This window comes from Hydrogenophaga sp. UC242_50 (assembly GCF_042697355.1).
Lineage (GTDB): Bacteria > Pseudomonadota > Gammaproteobacteria > Burkholderiales > Burkholderiaceae_C > Hydrogenophaga.
The window spans coordinates 4,220,667-4,236,603 of sequence record NZ_CP170553.1; the positions used below are offsets into that span (position 1 = coordinate 4,220,667).

Sequence of the window (15,937 nt, forward strand, 5' to 3'; positions counted from 1 at the left end):
TTTGGAAAATCTGGATGTCACCGTCCTGCGCACGCTGCTGGGCTGGCGCAACGAAGGCCGACGCGCGCTGCTGCGCCACCGTCGTGCGCACCTGGGGTTCGTCGCCGCGCCCGGTCGGCTCGGTCATGGCGCTGTGCGAAACCGGCGCGGTGGTCGGCTCGGTCTCGGGCGGCTGCATCGAAGACGACCTGATCTACCGCTACAGCCGAGCGCACGGCGCGGTGCAAGGCAGCACGGCACCGCCCGGCATCACGCACGAGATCCCCACCGGGCCGCCCGAGCGCGTGAAGTACGGCGTGAGCGCCGACGAGGCCCACCGCTTCGGCCTGCCCTGCGGCGGCACGCTGGAGCTGGTGCTCGAATTCAACCCCGACGCCACCTCGCTGGACGAGCTGGTGCGCACGCTCACCGCCGGCCACCTGGTCGAGCGGCGCACCGAGCTGGCCACCGGCCGCGTGGAACTGCGCGCGGCCGCCACACCCGCGGCGCTGGCCGACGAGAACGGCTGGCTGAGCAACACCTTCGGCCCCGAATACCGCATGCTGCTGATCGGCGCCGGCCAGCTCACCGAGTACCTCGCCACCATGGCGCTGTTCAACGGCTTCGCGGTCACCGTGTGCGACCCGCGCGAGGAATACCGCAGCGCCTGGGCCGTGCCCGGCGTGACCCTCGTCACCGAGATGCCCGACGACGTGGTGCGCGAGTTCCGCGTGGACCGGCGCAGCTGCGTGATCGCGCTCACGCACGACCCCAAGCTGGACGACCTGGCGCTGCTCGAAGCGCTGGAGACCGAGGCCTTCTACGTCGGTGCGATCGGCTCGCGCCGCAACAACGAGGCGCGCCACGCCCGCATGATCGAGCACTTCGACCAGACCGAAGAAAGCCTGGCGCGGCTGCGCGGGCCGATCGGCATCTACATCGGCAGCAAGACGCCGGCCGAGATCGCGGTGAGCGTGATGGCCGAGGTGCTCGCGGTGAAGAACGGCGTGCCGCTGCCGCGCGACATGGAAGTGGCGAACGCGAAGAACACGCTGTCGGCCGCCGAGGCCTCCGCGCCCACCTGCTTCGTCTCGCCGTGAAGACGGGTTTCGTCATCCTCGCCGCCGGCGCCGGCCGGCGCATGGGCGGGGTCGCCAAATGCCTGCTGGAGCTGGAAGGCCGCACCCTGCTGGAGCGGCTGCTCACCCACCTGCAGCCGCTGCGCGGCCCGGCGCGGCACGACCTGGTGCTGGTGCTGGGCCACCACGCGCACGACATCCAGGCCCACGTGGCCCGTCTGCCCGACGAGCTGGCGCCGCTGTGCGTCATCAACCCCCGGCCCGAAGACGACACCGCCTCGTCGCTGCGCGCCGGCCTGCGCGCGCTGGCGCACGACGTGAAACAGGTCGTGGTGCTGCTGGCCGACCAGCCGCTGATCGACCGCGCCGACGTGCAGCTGGCGCTGGACGCCTTCACCGCGCGCGGCCCCGGCATCCACGTGCAGGTGCCCATGGTGCACGGCCAGCCCGGCCACCCGGTGATCTTCGACACCCGCGTGCGCAGCGCGCTGACCGAGCCCCTGCAGCCCAGCCTGCGCCAGTGGCGCGCGGCCCACCCCGAGGCGGTGCGCCTGTGGGCGGTGGACAACCCGCACTACACGCGCGACCTCGACACCCCGGCCGACCTGGAGGTGCTGGTGCGCGAGACCCGCTGGAGCTGGCGCTGGCCGGGTTAACCCGATCCGGGCGGGGGGTGCACGGGCGGCCAAACGCTGCTCTAATGGCAAAGACCTGTCCGCAGCCCGGCCTCGGCCCAGCCAACCCCCTGCCGATCGTGACCCCACAGCCCCAGCCTTCGATGCCCCAGCAGCAGCGCCTGGCCCTGATCGAGCAGGCGCGCAAGGCGGTGCTCGAATCGCGCGCCCCGCTCAGCCCGCCCCTGCTGGCGCCCTGGGTCGAACGCTCCTGGCGGCGCTGCCTGGACCTCGGGCTCGAACCGCGCCAGCACATCACCTTCGACACTGTCACCAGCGGCGCGGCACAGCGCGCCATCGAAGCCAACCAGCCGCTGCTGCGCGCGGCCGCACCGGTGATCCAGTCGCTCTCGCGAGCCATGGCGCACACGCGCTACTTCGCCATCCTCACCGACGCGCGCGGCCTGGTGATCGACGTCAACGGCCCGGTGGACCGCCACGACCCGCACGCCGCCAACATCGCGCGCATCGGCGTGGATCTGTCCGAACGCGCCGTGGGCACCACCGCCATCGGCACCACCCTGGCCGACCTGCAGCCGGTCTGGCTGCACCGGGGCGAACACTTCTTCGACGACACCAGCGTCTACAGCTGCGCCGGTGCGCCCATCTGGGGGCCCAACGGCCAGTGCGTGGGCATGCTTGACCTCACCGGCGTGAACGTGATCGAACAGCCCGCGCTCAAGCACCTCGTCACGCAATCGGCGCGCAGCATCGAGAACGCCCTTACCCTGAGCCAGCCGCACCGCCTGCTGCTGTGCCTGAGCTGGCCCGGCCGCATGCCGGGCGACGCCAGCGACGGCCTCGTCTGCGTGGACGCCGACGGGCAGATCACGGCGATCAACCGCCCGGCGGCCGACATGCTGGGCATGGCCGCCGGCATGGCGCCCGGCCATTGCAGCGAACTCTTCGCCGTGCCGGTGGAAACCCTGTTCGACGCCGCGCGGCACCAGCGCGGCCCGCTGGAAGTGCCACTGTGGTCGGGCCTGCGCCTGAGCGTGCTGGCCCAGCTCAACCCCGGTGGCGAACGCGGCGCCAGCCACGGCCTGCCGCTCAAGGACGTGGAGACCGCCATGATCCGCAAGGCGGTGGACGATGCGCGCGGCAACGTGAAGGAAGCGGCGCGCGCGCTGGGCATCAGCCGCGCCACCGTGTACCGCAAGCTCGGCCGCAGGAGCTGAAGCCGCTCGGCCGCACTTCAGGCGAAAGGCGCCGCGCGGAAGGCATCCAGCCCCTCCGCCTCGCTCGAAAAGCGAGCCGTTGCCGGGTAGGCCTGGGCATCCACTTCACCAGGCACCATCTCCTGCGCGAAGCGCCAGGCCACAGCGGCCGTGACCCCGGCCTGGTCGATGGAAGCCACCTCCACCGGCAGGGGCTGCGCCACCATCTCCGCCTCCAGCTGCGCGAAGGCGGCCACCAGTTGCCCCTTCACCCGAAGCATCCAAGGTTCGTGCAGCTTCTCGACCGGGCGCAGATTTCGCTCGTAGACGATCTGCACCGCCTTTTCGCAGGCCGCCAGGCCCAGACCAACGATGCGCAGCGCGCGCTGTCGCTGCGGCCCGCCCGCCGGCATCAGGCTGCGGCCCGCGACGGATTCGATGTGGTCAATGATCAACGTGGAGTCCATCAAGGTCTGGCCGTCGCTGCACACCAGCGTGGGCGCCTTGACCACCGGGTTGATGGCATGAAAGTCATCGAAAGTGCGAAACACCGAGATCGGCCGATGCACATAAGGCAGCCTGAGCAGTTGCAAGGTGACTGCCACCCGCCGCACATAAGGCGAGTCGAGCATGCCGATGAGTTCCATGTTTCCGTCCTGGGTTGAAGGGCCGTCGCGGGGTGCGAAACAGCTTCGGCCCATGCTAGACAATGGCAGCGCCGCCTCCAAGCGCGGGCCATCGGAATCCGGCCCTCAAAACCGATGGATCATCGCTGCCCACGACACACCGCCATGAAGCTGGACAAGAAAGACCTCCTCATCCTCGAAGCCCTGCAGCGCGACGCGCGGCAAAGCCTGGCCGCCATCGGCAAACGCATCGGCCTGTCGCAACCCGCGATGAGCGAGCGCGTGCGCAAGCTGGAAGACGCCGGTGTGATCGAGGGCTACAGCGCGCGCGTCAATCTGCGCGCCATCGGCATCGGGCTGCAGGCCCTCATTCGCATCCAGACCACGCACGCCGGTATTTCCCCATATGTGCAGCTGTTCGAGAACATGCCCGAGGTGCTGGAAGCGGACCGCGTGACCGGCGAAGACTGCTTCATCGTGCGCTGCGCCATCGCCGAGCCGAAGGATCTGGAACGCGTGGTCGACGCGCTCGCGGTGCACGGCAGCGTTACCACCTCGCTGGTGCTCTCCAGCCCGGTGCGCAAGACCGCCACGGTGCTCGCCACGCGGCGGGCGTAGGCCTCACCGCCCCCCGGCGCTGGCGCGCATGTGCTCATTCCGCCGCGATCGACTCGGTGTAGATGAAGCTGCTGCAGGCGGCCACGAAGGCCCGTGGCGTCTGCCGCGCGCCGAAGCCATACACACGCAGCCCCTCGCGCCGCACGCCGAACGCCAGCGGCGTGAGATCGCTGTCCGACGACACCAGGCAGACCGCATCGAACTGCCCCGTGTTCACCAGCGACATCGCCTCCACGCTGAGCATGATGTCCGCCGCGTTCTTGCCCTTGGCGTATGGGAAAAGCTGCACCGCCTCGATCGCGTTGTAGAGCAACACGTTCTTGAAGCGGCTCATGTGGGGCCGCGTCCAGTCGGCGTACGCGCGCTTGACGATGAGCGCGCCGTAACAGGCGGCGCGCAGCAGGATGGAACGGATCAGTGTGTGAGAGACGTTTTCCGCGTCGATCAACACGGCAATCTTCTGTTGCTTGTGCTGCAGCCTGGGCATGGAGTGCCTGCCTTCCCTGTTCGTTGGAGAAAGCCGCCGCCACACAACACAGAGTGGCGGCGGCCCGAACGGGCTGAGAACCGGGAACATCGTCGCGAAGAACCGGCAAGCCTCGCGGCTTCCCATTCAGGCCGCCATAAAACAAGCGTGAATGATGAAGGCCGCTGTCCTAGCGGTATGCAGCGGCCTTCGGGGCCGCGACGATCTTCCGGGTTCTCAGGCCCGGCTCACCTTTTTCGTGAGCGGCAGAGACTTTACCTCAATACGACAAAAGCATTCATGTTGTGCGCATGAAAAATTCGCCGTGGATGGCCACGGTGCGACCGCCGCCGCGTGCTTCGACTTTAGTAGCACGGACACCTGCCGATAAGTGACAGGGTAAGACTTGCCTGTCACGACATCGCCCGGGATGGAACGGGAAGGGCAGCAGGTTCCATGTGTCAACCAACCGGAGGCCCGCGCCGTCATGACCAAGAAGAACATGCCTGGGATGCGACCATCAAAACGAGCGGGACGCCATGGCGAATTTTTCCGCCACCGGCGCTCTCACCTGTCGACGGCGGTGCTGGCCCTTGCCTGCGCGACCCTTGGGCCTCGCGTCGCGCTGGGCCAGTCCGTCATCGGCGTGGGCGACGTCAACCCGGGCCCCTTGCCGGTGCCGTCGCCGAACTGGGTCGAGGCCGGGGAGATTTACGTGGGCGACACGGGCGTGGGCACCTTGACCATCCAGGACGGCGGCACGGCCACCAGCGCGACCGGCGCCCTGGGGTACACCGGGGGCACGGGCACGGTGATCGTCACGGGCAGTGACGGCAGCGGCAACGTGTCGAGCTGGACCATGCCAGGCCAGTTGAGCGTGGGCTTCGGCGGCACGGCCTCCTTGTCCATCCTCGATGGCGGCCTGGTCAGCAATGCGCACGGCAACATCGCGAAGGACGGCGGCACCGCCTCGGCCACCGTCTCGGGTGTGGACGCGCACGGCAATGTCTCCACCTGGATCAACAACAGCACGCTCACCGTGGGCAATGGAGGCGCGGGCTCGCTGCTCATCCAGAACGGCGGGCTGGTGCGCAGTGCCCAGGGGGCCATCGGCGGCACCACCGGCGCGGTTCCGGGCCTCTCCTCCGGCACGGTCACGGTCTCGGGCAGCGACGGCCATGGCAACGTCTCGACCTGGGCGCTCGGCGACAACCTGTACGTGGGTTTTACCGATCCGGGCACGCTGTCGGTGGATGCGGGCGGTGCGATCACCGGCCACACCGCCTACATCGGCTATCAGGGCACTGGCGACGGCACGGCCGTCGTCTCGGGCCGCGACGTGGTCAGCGGCCGCGCATCGAGCCTGGACTTCTCGGCTCAAATGAACGTCGGCTATGAAGGCATCGGCGCGCTGACCATCGAGGACCACGGCAGGGTGCAAACGCCGCTGACCCAGATCGCCGTGCAGGCCGGCTCCACGGGCACGCTGACCCTCCGTGGCGATGCGGTCAGCCGCGGCCTGCTGGAAACGAGCACGGTCGTCCACGGCAGTGGAACCGCCACCCTCAACCTCGATGGCGGCATCCTGCGCGCGACCTGGAACGCGTCCGATTTCCTGGAAGGCTTCACCACGCTCTCGGGCGGCGCCGAAGGCGTCTGGTTCGACACCAACGGCCATCAGGTCGGCATCCGCACCGCCTTCATCGGCGCGGCCGGTTTCAACAAGCTGGGCGCGGGCACGTTGACGATGCACGGCCTCAACACCTACGCGGGCGCCACGGCCATCAACGCCGGCACGCTGCGCGCCGGTGTGGCCGGCGCCTTCAGCGCGGCCTCCGCGCACACCGCTGCGCAACGGCGCCACGCTCGACACCGCGGGCCTGAACCAGACCGTGGCGCAGCCTGGACAACGCGGGCACCGTCTCGCTGCGGGGCGCCACCCCCGGCAGCCGGCTCACCGTCCGTGGGGCCTATGTCGGCCAGAACGGGGTGTTGAGGATCGGCACCGCGCTGGGCAACAGCATCAGCCTGAGCGACCGGCTGGTGCTCGATGGCGCCGGCGCCAGCGCCAGCGGAAGCACCACCCTGCAGGTCACCAACCTCGGCGGCCTGGGCGCGCAGACCACCGGTGACGGCATCGAAGTCATCAGCGCGCTCAACGGCGCCACCACCACGGCCCAGACCACCCGCGACGCCTTCCACCTCGCGGGCGGACACGTCGACGCCGGCGCCTACGAATACCGCCTGTACGCCGCGGACGCCAATGACGCGGGGGAAAGCTGGTTCCTGCGCTCCAGCACGCTCGCCGCCGGGCCCACCACCCCCGCCTACCGGGTGGAGGTGCCGCTGTTCGCCGCGCTGCCCGAGCAACTGCGCCTGGGCAACACGCTGATGCTGGGCAGCCTGCACCAGCGCATCGGCGATGGCGCCGGCAGTGGTGTCGAGCGCCAGACCTGGGCCCGTCTCATCAGCGCGGAACGCACCGTCGCCCAGAACGGCGACGTGAGCCCGCGCAGCCAGGGTCGGCTCCATGGCCTGCAAGCCGGCATCGACCTGTGGGCGCAGCCCGGCTGGCGCGCGGGCCTGTACGTGGGCCAGCTCAACGGCACCATGAACGTCCGCGGCTTCGCCAGCAGCGTGGCCGACCAGAACGTCGGCGGCAACCGGCTGCGCAGCCACTACCTCGGTGCCTACACCACCTACCACCACACCAACGGTTTCTATGTGGACACCGTGCTGCAAGGTGGGCAGCATCGCTACGGCGTCTCGCCGCTCACGGCGCCCGCCAGCCACGGCAAGGGCGACAGCCTGCTCGCGTCGGTGGAAGTGGGACGGGGCTACCAGCTCCCGTCGGGCTGGATGCTGGAGCCGCAACTGCAGCTCATCCAACAGCGCATCGACCTCGACGGCGTGGTGATCACGGGCGCCGACGTGCAGCAGAACACGCACAGCCGCTGGACCGTGCGCGCCGGACTGCGCTTGAAAGGCGAACTCTCCACCACCGCCGGCAAGCTGCAACCCTACGCCCGCCTGAACCTGTACCACGGCAGCAAAGGCCGGGACGTGACCCGCTTCACCGGCCCCGCCGGCGCCACCGACGTGGCCACCGGCACCGGCGGTGCCAGCACCGAACTCGCCGCCGGCGCCACGCTCGCCCTGTCAACCTCCACCAGCCTCTACGGCGAGATCGGCACCGTGTGGGCCGCCGGCGGGCATGCGCGGCACAGCGGCGGCCTCAACGGGACACTGGGCCTGCGAGTGCGCTGGTAGCCGGGCGGGTTCGCCTCAGTGGCCGGGCACCCACACCATGGCGATGCTCAGCCAGACCCCGACGCTGAAATAAGGCGTGAGCCACAGCGCATCCGCTTTCCACGCCGTCCAGCTGCCGCTGCACACCCGGCGCTGCCAGGCATCGCGCGCGCCCTGCTCGACGCACAGGTAGGTCTGCCCGTTCGACCGCCCGAGGCGGTAACGGCGCCAGTACATCGGCGCATCCACGCTCAGGACGTACGCCACGAAAGCCAGGCAACAAAGAATGCCGAAGATCGCCAGCGAGTTGACCCAGCCCGTGCTGTAGAGGGCGGTGACGCCCAGCAGGACCGCCATCCAGGAAAAGCCGGCCGCCCAGAGCAGGGACTCGACGGCCTGGGTGATGTGGTTGAGCGTGAGCACGCTGTGCCAGCAGAAGCCTTGTGCCACCACCATGAAGACCGGGACCACCCAGGCGGCGCTTTGCACCCACGGCAGGCCCGCGTGCACGCCCAGCTGATGGATCAGCAGCCCGAGCTGGATCGCGAAGCAGATCTCGGCCACCGTGGCTGCCGCGCGGCCCAGGAAGATGTTGGACAGGCGCGTGTCCACCACCACCAGCCGCTCGAGGTCCACCCGGGGGAACACCGAGCGGTAGGCGCACACCAGCACGTAGACGCCGGACAGCGTGAGCTGCAGCCCCCCGTGGAAACCGGCCACAGGCGCGAAGTGCCACACGGCCAGCCACAGGCCGACGTTCACTGCCGCCAGCGCGCACATCGCCCGCCACCACCGAAGCACCTGGGCATCGGCACCGGCAATGCCCGGCACCCTGCTGCTGAAGATCAACGACATGCCGCGCTCACCTCCATCGTTCACAAGCTCACATCGTAGGCAATCCATCGCGCCGGCGCTGTAGGACAAAAGCGATCGTTGAGGGCTTCGGCCATCTCCTTCGCCGACATGGGGCGTTCTCCTACCCGCTCCAAGGCGCCTCACTCGCATGCTGGGGCATGGATATTCCCTCCCCCAAGTTCCATGCGTGGAAAAAGGCCGAGGCCGAGCTGGCCGACATCGAGCGAACGTTCCGGGCCCTGTCCGTCGATCTCTCCCCATCCGACCGCGAAAGGGTCACCCAGCAGCTTGCCGCATTGAAAGCGGCGCGGCTGAGGGTTCGCCTGCTGTTTGAAGAGGTGATGAAGGAGAGCGCGATCGTGCTGGAGCAACTCGCCGCCAGCGAAGCGCCGCCGCCGCCGCCTCCACCGCCGAGCCACGACCCGCGTCGGCCTGACGCGGAAGACTGGTTGTCCTAGCCTTCGCGGCGGTTCAGGGCAAGGCCTGCGCGTCCAGCTCGGTCATCTCCTGCGCCGTGAACACCCGGGATCGCGTGTGGAAGGCCTTGCCTTGCGGGCCTTCGAGCGAGAAGGTGCCGCCGTGGCCGTCGATCACGTCGATGATGAGCTGCGTGTGCCGCCAGTACTCGTACTGCGCCTTGCCGATGTAGAACGGGCAGCCACCGATGTCGCCCAGGTACACGTCACCCGCGCCGGTGGTGATCTCGCCCAGCAGGTAGCAGTTGGCCGCGCTGTTGTCGCAGCAGCCGCCGCTCTGGTGGAACATGAGGCCGGGGCCATGCTGCGCCTTGAGCCGTTCGATCAATTCCACGGCGGCCGGTGTGGCGATGACTCTTTCAACCATGAGAGATCTCCTAAGGTCTTTCCGGAGCGAAGTGCCCCAGCCAGAACGCGGCGGATCCGGCTTGGCCGGTCCGCACGCGTTGCCCCCTGGGGGGTGACGCGCCGCAGGCGCGGCGCGGGGGGGATTAAAAGAACCCCAGCTTGTTCTCGCTGTAGCTCACCAGCAAGTTCTTGGTCTGCTGGTAGTGGTCCAGCATCATCTTGTGCGTCTCACGGCCAATGCCCGATTCCTTGTAGCCGCCGAAGGCGGCGTGCGCGGGGTAGGCGTGGTAGCAGTTGGTCCACACGCGGCCGGCCTTGATGGCGCGGCCCATGCGGTAGGCCACGTTGCCGTTGCGGCTCCACACGCCGGCACCCAGGCCATACAGCGTGTCGTTGGCGATCGCCAGGGCTTCGGCCTCGTCCTTGAAGGTGGTCACGGCCAGCACGGGGCCGAAGATTTCTTCCTGGAAGATGCGCATCTTGTTGTGGCCCTTGAACAGCGTGGGCTGCACGTAGTAGCCGCCTTCGAGCTCCCCCCCCAGGTTCGCCTGCGCCACCACCGGCCAGCACCTCGGCGCCTTCCTGCTTGCCCAGGTCGAGGTACGAGAGGATCTTGGTGAGCTGTTCCTTGCTGGCCTGCGCGCCCATCATGCTGTCGGTGTCCAGCGGGTTGGCGTGCTTGATCGCGGCCACGCGCTTGAGCACGCGCTCCATGAACTTGTCGTAGATGCTTTCCTGGATCAGCGCACGGCTGGGGCAGGTGCAGACCTCGCCCTGGTTGAAGGCGAACAGCACCAGGCCTTCGATCGCCTTGTCCAGAAACGCGTCGTCCTTGTCCATGATGTCGGCGAAGAACACGTTGGGCGACTTGCCGCCGAGTTCCAGCGTGGCGGGAATCAGGTTGTTCGCCGCGGCCTGCGCGATCACGCGGCCCGTGGTGGTGGAGCCGGTGAACGCGATCTTGGCGATGCGCTTGCTGGTGGCCAGCGGCATGCCCGCTTCGCGGCCGTAGCCGTTGACGATGTTGAGCACGCCCGGCGGCAGCAGGTCGGCGATGAGTTCGGCCAGGATCAGGATGCTGATGGGCGTGGACTCGGCGGGCTTGAGCACCACGGCGTTGCCGGCGCCCAGCGCGGGCGCGAGCTTCCAGGCCGCCATGAGGATGGGGAAGTTCCAGGGAATGATCTGGCCGATCACGCCCAGCGGTTCCTGGATGTGGTACGCCACGGTGTTCTCGTCGATGTTGCTCAGCGCGCCTTCCTGCGCGCGCACGCAACCCGCGAAGTAGCGGAAGTGGTCCACCGTGAGCGGGATGTCGGCGTTGAGCGTCTCGCGGATCGCCTTGCCGTTGTCCACGGTCTCGGCGTAGGCCAGCAGCTCCAGGTTCTGCTCGATGCGGTCGGCGATCTTGAGCAGCACGTTGGCGCGCTCGGCCGCCGAGGTCTTGCCCCAGGCATCGGCCGCGGCGTGCGCGGCGTCCAGCGCGAGTTCGATGTCTTCGGCGGTGGAGCGCGCGGCGCGCGTGTACACCTTGCCCGAGACGGGCGTGATCACATCGAAGTACTGGCCTTTGACCGGCGCGAGCCAGCGACCGCCGATGAAGTTGTCGTACTGGGTCTTGTAGGCGATCTTGGCGCCAGCGGCGCCGGGGGCTGCGTAAAGCATGTTGTCTTCCTCAGGATGGACGTTGATGGCAAGGCCTGTGTCTTCAGGCCCTCTGCTCTCTTCAAGTTCCATGCCATGGGCTTGGGCCCGGTGAAGCGCTGCACGAAAGCACACATGCGGGGTTCGCACTGTCCCGGAACCGTGCACAAGCGAACCGGCTGTCTCAAAGCGGCACACACGCCGGCGCCATGAAAAAAGCCACTGGTTGCGCGCGCAACCAGTGGCTGTGTTGAAGCGTCGGGCGTCAGGGCGCGGTGAGCGTGAGCCCATGTTGCTGGAAGATGGCCAGCAGCTCGCCGCTGTCGCGCATCGATTTCAAGGCCCCTTCCAGCGCCAGGCCCAGGTCCTTGTGTTCGGCCTTGATCGCCATGCCCACGGGCCAGCCGGTGTCGGGCACGCCGCCGAGCGAGAGCGTGCTCAGGCGGATGTGGCTCGGCCTCGGATCGGTGTGCGAGAGCACCGACTCGGCCTGCGCGCGCGTCACATACGCGGCGGCGGCCTTGCCCTCCACCACGGCCTGCACCGCCTGCTCGCCGCTGTTGTGGATGCCCACCTGCGCGCGCAGCAGACCGCCGCCATGGCCCATGAGCGCGCTGGCCGCGCCGGCCCCGCGCTCGGCGGCCAGCGGCAGGCCTTTGAGGTCTTCCGGCGTGCGCAACCTCGGCGACGCGGCGCGTGTCGTGCGCCAGCACCAGCTGCTGGCGCATGTAGGGCGCGAGGATCATCACCTGGCGGTTCTTCTGCATCAGGTAGCGGTCCACCGGCACCTGCAGCATCACGTCGGCAGGGCCGTAGCCCAGGTAATGGCCGCGCCAGACCATGTTGCGCAGGTCGTCGTTCATGTTCTCGCCCGCGTCGAACGGCAGCAGCGCCAGCCTCAGCTGGAGCTGGCGCGCCAGCGCGGCGGCGATCGACACGTCCAGGCCGTGGAGGTCGTTGGCCGGGCCGTCGGAGAACGGCGCGTTGTCCTTGTAGACCGCCACTTTCAGCGCGCCATTCGCGCGGATGCGTTCGAGGTCGCTCAGGTCGGCCTGCGCGCGCGCCAGTGGCACGCTCGCGGCGAGCAGGGCCGCCAGCACCTGGCGGCGGTCGGGGTGGTGGTGATGGGTGGTGGTCATGCGCGTCTCCCGTCTCAGGGCTCGCGGCGGGTTTCGAGGTAGGTCTTGATCGACCAGATCGCCTCCTGCGACAGCGTGCCCTCGAACGGCGGCATGTACACGCGCCCGTCGCGCACGCGGCCCCGGCGCACGGTGGCGATGTAGTAGTCGTCCATCTCCTTGAAGCACGCGGCCTTCTTCGCCGCGTCGGCGTAACCCGAGCATTCGCCGTCGAACTTGCGCAGGTCGGGCGAGATGCCGCCGGAGATCGCCTCCAGGCCGTGGCAGCGCGCGCAGTTCTGGTTGTAGGCCGAGGTGCCGATGCGCAGCGCCTCCTTGTTCGCGGGACCGCTGCTGTAGGGGTTGGCATCGAGCCACTTGGTGCCCAGCTGCGGCAGGGTGCTCGTGTCCACCGCCTGCGGTGTCACATCGCCATGCGCCATCACGGCGGCCACGCCGCAGGTGACGGCCAGCGCGAGCAGGCCGCGCGCGCCCCGCAAGGAAAGAGAGAAACGCGAAATCTTCATGGGTTGTCTCCGGTTCAGAAAGGGTCTTTTCCGGCATGGACAGCAAGTTGCAGGCCATGGCGCCGTGGACCGGAGCCACGCAAGGGACGGGCCCGCCCGCAGGCCCGGTCAGGCCCGTGCAAGGTGTGCCAATTTGAATCACCGGGTCGCCTGCGATCGCACCGGATGTCACAGTCCGCCGCTTCATGGGCGCCTTGTGTGTCAACTTTGCGCGCCACGGCCTGGCCCAGGTGGTGGCCGGCTCTTTGCTAACAGCGAAGGTGTGACACCCGGGACACGCTGTTGCATCTCGGGATTAACCAGTGTTGCTCACAGGGACAGATATGAAGAGAATTGCATGAACCCGCGCGACCAAGACGACAGCCCGTCTGACGACCCGGAGCACCCGCCACGATGGGTGCCCGACTACTGGGGGGGATTTCCCCCGGATCCAGGAGACAACATGAGTGCTGCCCTCTTCACGCCTCCCGGCGGAAGACACGATGCGCCCGCGCCCCCCGGCCCGGACGGCAACGCACCACCCGATCCCATCGGCCAGGCCCACCGCCGGTCGCAGGCCTATGGCATCGACTCCACGGACGCGCCCGATTTCTCCAGCCCCGGCGTGGGTCTGCTCAACGATGCACGGGAAGAGAACCGATTCCTGTTCCAGCACGCCGCCCCGGTCATGGAGACGCTCTACGACCAGATCGTGAACACCCACAGCATGGTGCTGCTCACCTCCGCCAAGGGCCTGGTGCTGCATTCGCTGGGCGACACCGACTTTCTCGAAAAGGCCTCGCGCGTCGCGCTCACGCCCGGCATGGACTGGTCCGAGAAAAACAAGGGCACGAATGCGATCGGCACCGCGCTCAGCGAACAGGAAGCGCTCACGGTGCACGGCAGCCAGCACTACATGGACGCCAACAAGTTCCTCACCTGCTCGTGCTCGCCGATCTTCGATCCCTACGGCCAGGTCATCGGCGCGCTGGACGTGACGGGTGACCACCGCAGCTACCACCAGCACACGCTGGCGCTGGTGCGCATGTCGGCGCAGATGATCGAGAACCACATGTTCGCGGACATCTTCCCCAAGGCCATCCGCATCCACTTCCACACCCGCTCCGAGTTCCTGGGCACGCTGGTCGAAGGCATCGCGGTGTTCTCGCCCGAGGGCCGCTTCCTCTCGGCCAACCGCAGCGCGCAGTTCCAGATCGGGCTGCCGTTCAGCGCGCTCAAGGCCCACACCTTCTCCTCGCTCTTCGGCATGCCGATCTCGGCCCTGTTCGAGCTGTTCAGCGGCGCCATGCCCACGCCCAAGCAGCTGTGCATGCACAACGGCGTGTCGGTCTGGTGCCGCGTGAAGATCAAGGCCGCCAACCCCTGGTCGGGCGGTGGCAAGCCCACGGGCGCCGCGCCCGACGCGGCACCCGCTTGCGCCGCCGCCGCGGCCGAGCCGCTCAGGCCCACCGGCCGCAAGATGCAGTTCTCCTCGCTGCAGTACCTCGACACGGGCGACCCCCAGGTGTCGACGGTGATCCACAAGCTGCGCCGGGTCTCGGGGCGCGACATCCCGGTGATGATCCTGGGCGAGACCGGCACCGGCAAGGACCTGCTGGCCCAGGCCATCCACGGCGATTCCACGCGCTCGGCGCAGCCCTTCGTGTCGGTGAACTGCGCCTCGATCCCGGACACGCTGATCGAGTCCGAGCTGTTCGGCTACGAAGAAGGCGCCTTCACCGGCGCACGCAAGAAGGGCTCCATCGGCAAGATCCTCCAGGCCCACGGCGGCACGCTGTTCCTCGACGAGATCGGCGACATGCCCAAGCACCTGCAGGCCCGCCTGCTGCGCGTGCTGCAGGACCGCAAGGTCAGCCCACTGGGCGCGGGCAAGGAGGTGGAAGTGGACGTGACGGTGATCAGCGCCACGCACAAGAACCTCAAGGACATGATCGCGCGCGGCGATTTCCGCGAGGACCTCTACTACCGCCTCAACGGCCTGGTGGTGCGCCTGCCGGCGCTGCGCGAGCGCACAGACTTCGAACTGGTGGTGCACAAGATCCTCAAGGCGCTGTGCGACCAGGGCCAGCAGATCGGCATCGCGCCCAATGTCATGGCGCTGTTCAAGCGCTACCAGTGGCCGGGCAATTTCCGCCAGCTGCACAACCTGCTGCGCACCGCCGTCGTGATGGTGGGCAGCGACGGCGTGATCGACGTGGCGCACCTGCCCGACGATTTCCTCGACGAACTCGAACACGCCCAGGCCGCCGATGCGGCGGAGGGCGGCCTGGCCGAGTCCTTCGGCACCGCCCCGGGCAGCGAACCGCTGCCACCGCCCGCGCCGCTGAGCGAGGTGGCACCGGGCGATCGCCAGCGCCTGCAGGACGTCACGCTCAGCGCCATGGCGCAGATGCTGCGTCTGCACAAGGGCAATGTGTCGGCGGCGGCGAAGGCGCTGGGCGTCTCGCGCAACACCATCTACCGCAAGAAGGACCAGCTACCGCCCGACCTGCTCGGCTGAAGCCGGCGGCGGCGCCTGCCGCATCCACAGCGGCTCCAGCTCGCGCCAGGCGCGCTGCACGTTGAAGTCCTGGCGCTGCGCGTGGCCGGCCCAGCCGCGCCATTCGGGCATGGGCACGGTGGCGCTCTCGCCGGCGTGGCGCCCCTGGTCCATTGCGCTCAGCACATGATCGCGCAAGGCCTGCAGGTAGCCGCGTGTGCCCGAAAGAGCCACGGGCCCTGAATCGCCCTGCGCGCTGGACACCACCGCGCCGATCACGTGGCGCGGCCCCAGTGCCTGCAAACGGTCCAGCGCGGCGAGCCAGCCGTCCACGCTGCCCTGCGCGAGTTCGGGCAGGCGCTCGCCGTACACCAGACCCCCCGCCCACAACACGCCCTGCTGCGCGTGCCAGAGCACCAGGTCGCTCTCGGTGTGCCCCTGCTCCACGCGCATCACGCGCAGGCGCTGCGCGCCCACCGCCAACACCGCGCCTTCGATCAGGCCGCGCGTGGGCCACACGATGGCCGTGCCCGCCATGGCCTGCGCGCCGGCGCGTTCGATGAGGCTTTGCAGGCAGGCCGGGCAGCGCTGCTCCATCGCCCGGCGCGTGCCCTCGGTGGCGAGCACCGTGGTCTGGCCGGT

Annotated in this window: 15 protein-coding genes and 2 pseudogenes; 9 read left to right on the forward strand and 8 right to left on the reverse strand. The window is 68.7% G+C overall.

The annotated features are described in order from the left end of the window. The first annotated feature begins 1 nt into the window (after window position 1). The 3 genes and pseudogenes from ACFJGX_RS21500 to ACFJGX_RS21510 all read left to right on the forward strand — a co-directional run bounded on the left by ACFJGX_RS21500 (window position 2) and on the right by ACFJGX_RS21510 (window position 2,910). Window positions 2-1,079, forward strand: a pseudogene (locus tag ACFJGX_RS21500) (XdhC family protein). Then, a complete protein-coding gene (locus ACFJGX_RS21505; protein ID WP_382323895.1) occupies window positions 1,076-1,714 on the forward strand; it encodes an NTP transferase domain-containing protein in 639 nt (212 codons plus the stop codon). Before ACFJGX_RS21500 ends, ACFJGX_RS21505 begins: the two are co-directional and overlap by 4 nt. 122 nt (window positions 1,715-1,836) lie before the next feature. Further along, window positions 1,837-2,910: a sigma-54-dependent Fis family transcriptional regulator gene (locus tag ACFJGX_RS21510; RefSeq protein WP_382325553.1), complete on the forward strand. Its 1,074-nt coding sequence runs from the start codon at window positions 1,837-1,839 to the stop codon at window positions 2,908-2,910. Between the two features lie 17 nt (window positions 2,911-2,927). Here the strand turns inward: ACFJGX_RS21510 and ACFJGX_RS21515 are convergent, their stop codons facing one another. Then, window positions 2,928-3,536, reverse strand: a complete 609-nt coding sequence (locus ACFJGX_RS21515) for a glutathione S-transferase (protein WP_382323894.1) — start codon at window positions 3,534-3,536, stop codon at window positions 2,928-2,930. Between the two features lie 144 nt (window positions 3,537-3,680). On the opposite strand from ACFJGX_RS21515, the gene ACFJGX_RS21520 reads away from it, so the two are divergent. After that, window positions 3,681-4,133 carry an Lrp/AsnC family transcriptional regulator gene (locus ACFJGX_RS21520; protein ID WP_382323893.1) on the forward strand — a complete coding sequence of 151 codons (453 nt, stop codon included), beginning with the start codon at window positions 3,681-3,683 and terminating at the stop codon, window positions 4,131-4,133. 34 nt (window positions 4,134-4,167) lie between these two features. Here ACFJGX_RS21520 and ACFJGX_RS21525 read toward each other — a convergent pair whose 3' ends face one another. After that, on the reverse strand, window positions 4,168-4,620 hold the full coding sequence (locus ACFJGX_RS21525; RefSeq protein WP_382327020.1) for an NYN domain-containing protein: 453 nt from the start codon (window positions 4,618-4,620) through the stop codon (window positions 4,168-4,170). Window positions 4,621-5,182: 562 nt separating this feature from the next. On the opposite strand from ACFJGX_RS21525, the gene ACFJGX_RS21530 reads away from it, so the two are divergent. Together ACFJGX_RS21530 and ACFJGX_RS21535 are read left to right on the forward strand one after the other, a co-directional pair. Next, window positions 5,183-6,595 carry an autotransporter-associated beta strand repeat-containing protein gene (locus ACFJGX_RS21530; RefSeq protein ID WP_382327022.1) on the forward strand — a complete coding sequence of 471 codons (1,413 nt, stop codon included), beginning with the start codon at window positions 5,183-5,185 and terminating at the stop codon, window positions 6,593-6,595. Next, complete coding sequence (locus ACFJGX_RS21535) at window positions 6,592-7,869, forward strand: autotransporter outer membrane beta-barrel domain-containing protein (RefSeq protein WP_382327024.1); 1,278 nt, start codon at window positions 6,592-6,594, stop codon at window positions 7,867-7,869. Before ACFJGX_RS21530 ends, ACFJGX_RS21535 begins: the two co-directional genes overlap by 4 nt. A gap of 15 nt (window positions 7,870-7,884) precedes the next feature. Here ACFJGX_RS21535 and ACFJGX_RS21540 read toward each other — a convergent pair whose 3' ends face one another. Then, on the reverse strand, window positions 7,885-8,703 hold the full coding sequence (locus tag ACFJGX_RS21540; RefSeq protein WP_382323890.1) for a hypothetical protein: 819 nt from the start codon (window positions 8,701-8,703) through the stop codon (window positions 7,885-7,887). A 158-nt stretch (window positions 8,704-8,861) separates the two neighbouring features. Here ACFJGX_RS21540 and ACFJGX_RS21545 point away from each other — a divergent pair, with 158 nt between their 5' ends. Next, complete coding sequence (locus ACFJGX_RS21545) at window positions 8,862-9,161, forward strand: hypothetical protein (protein ID WP_382323889.1); 300 nt, start codon at window positions 8,862-8,864, stop codon at window positions 9,159-9,161. Between the two features lie 13 nt (window positions 9,162-9,174). Here the strand turns inward: ACFJGX_RS21545 and ACFJGX_RS21550 are convergent, their stop codons facing one another. The 3 genes and pseudogenes from ACFJGX_RS21550 to ACFJGX_RS21560 all read right to left on the reverse strand — a co-directional run bounded on the left by ACFJGX_RS21550 (window position 9,175) and on the right by ACFJGX_RS21560 (window position 11,850). Continuing rightward, window positions 9,175-9,546 (reverse strand): DUF779 domain-containing protein, encoded by a 372-nt coding sequence (locus tag ACFJGX_RS21550; RefSeq protein WP_382323888.1) that lies wholly within the window; start codon window positions 9,544-9,546, stop codon window positions 9,175-9,177. A 124-nt stretch (window positions 9,547-9,670) separates the two neighbouring features. Continuing rightward, window positions 9,671-11,192: pseudogene (locus ACFJGX_RS21555) on the reverse strand (aldehyde dehydrogenase family protein). Window positions 11,193-11,436: 244 nt separating this feature from the next. Continuing rightward, window positions 11,437-11,850, reverse strand: a complete 414-nt coding sequence (locus tag ACFJGX_RS21560) for a substrate-binding periplasmic protein (RefSeq protein WP_382327026.1) — start codon at window positions 11,848-11,850, stop codon at window positions 11,437-11,439. On the opposite strand from ACFJGX_RS21560, the gene ACFJGX_RS21565 reads away from it, so the two are divergent. Next, window positions 11,843-12,352: a hypothetical protein gene (locus tag ACFJGX_RS21565; RefSeq protein WP_382327027.1), complete on the forward strand. Its 510-nt coding sequence runs from the start codon at window positions 11,843-11,845 to the stop codon at window positions 12,350-12,352. The genes ACFJGX_RS21560 and ACFJGX_RS21565 overlap by 8 nt on opposite strands. Here the strand turns inward: ACFJGX_RS21565 and pedF are convergent. Continuing rightward, window positions 12,325-12,816, reverse strand: coding sequence for a cytochrome c-550 PedF (pedF, locus tag ACFJGX_RS21570; protein ID WP_382327029.1), 492 nt, complete (start codon window positions 12,814-12,816; stop codon window positions 12,325-12,327). The two genes, ACFJGX_RS21565 and pedF, sit on opposite strands and share 28 nt — an antisense overlap. Before the next feature lie 442 nt (window positions 12,817-13,258). Between pedF and ACFJGX_RS21575 the strand changes: the two genes are divergently transcribed. Beyond that, window positions 13,259-15,316, forward strand: a complete 2,058-nt coding sequence (locus ACFJGX_RS21575) for a sigma-54-dependent Fis family transcriptional regulator (RefSeq protein ID WP_382327031.1) — start codon at window positions 13,259-13,261, stop codon at window positions 15,314-15,316. Here the strand turns inward: ACFJGX_RS21575 and ACFJGX_RS21580 are convergent. Beyond that, window positions 15,293-15,922, reverse strand: coding sequence for a hypothetical protein (locus ACFJGX_RS21580; protein ID WP_382327033.1), 630 nt, complete (start codon window positions 15,920-15,922; stop codon window positions 15,293-15,295). The genes ACFJGX_RS21575 and ACFJGX_RS21580 overlap by 24 nt on opposite strands. Window positions 15,923-15,937 lie beyond the last annotated feature (15 nt).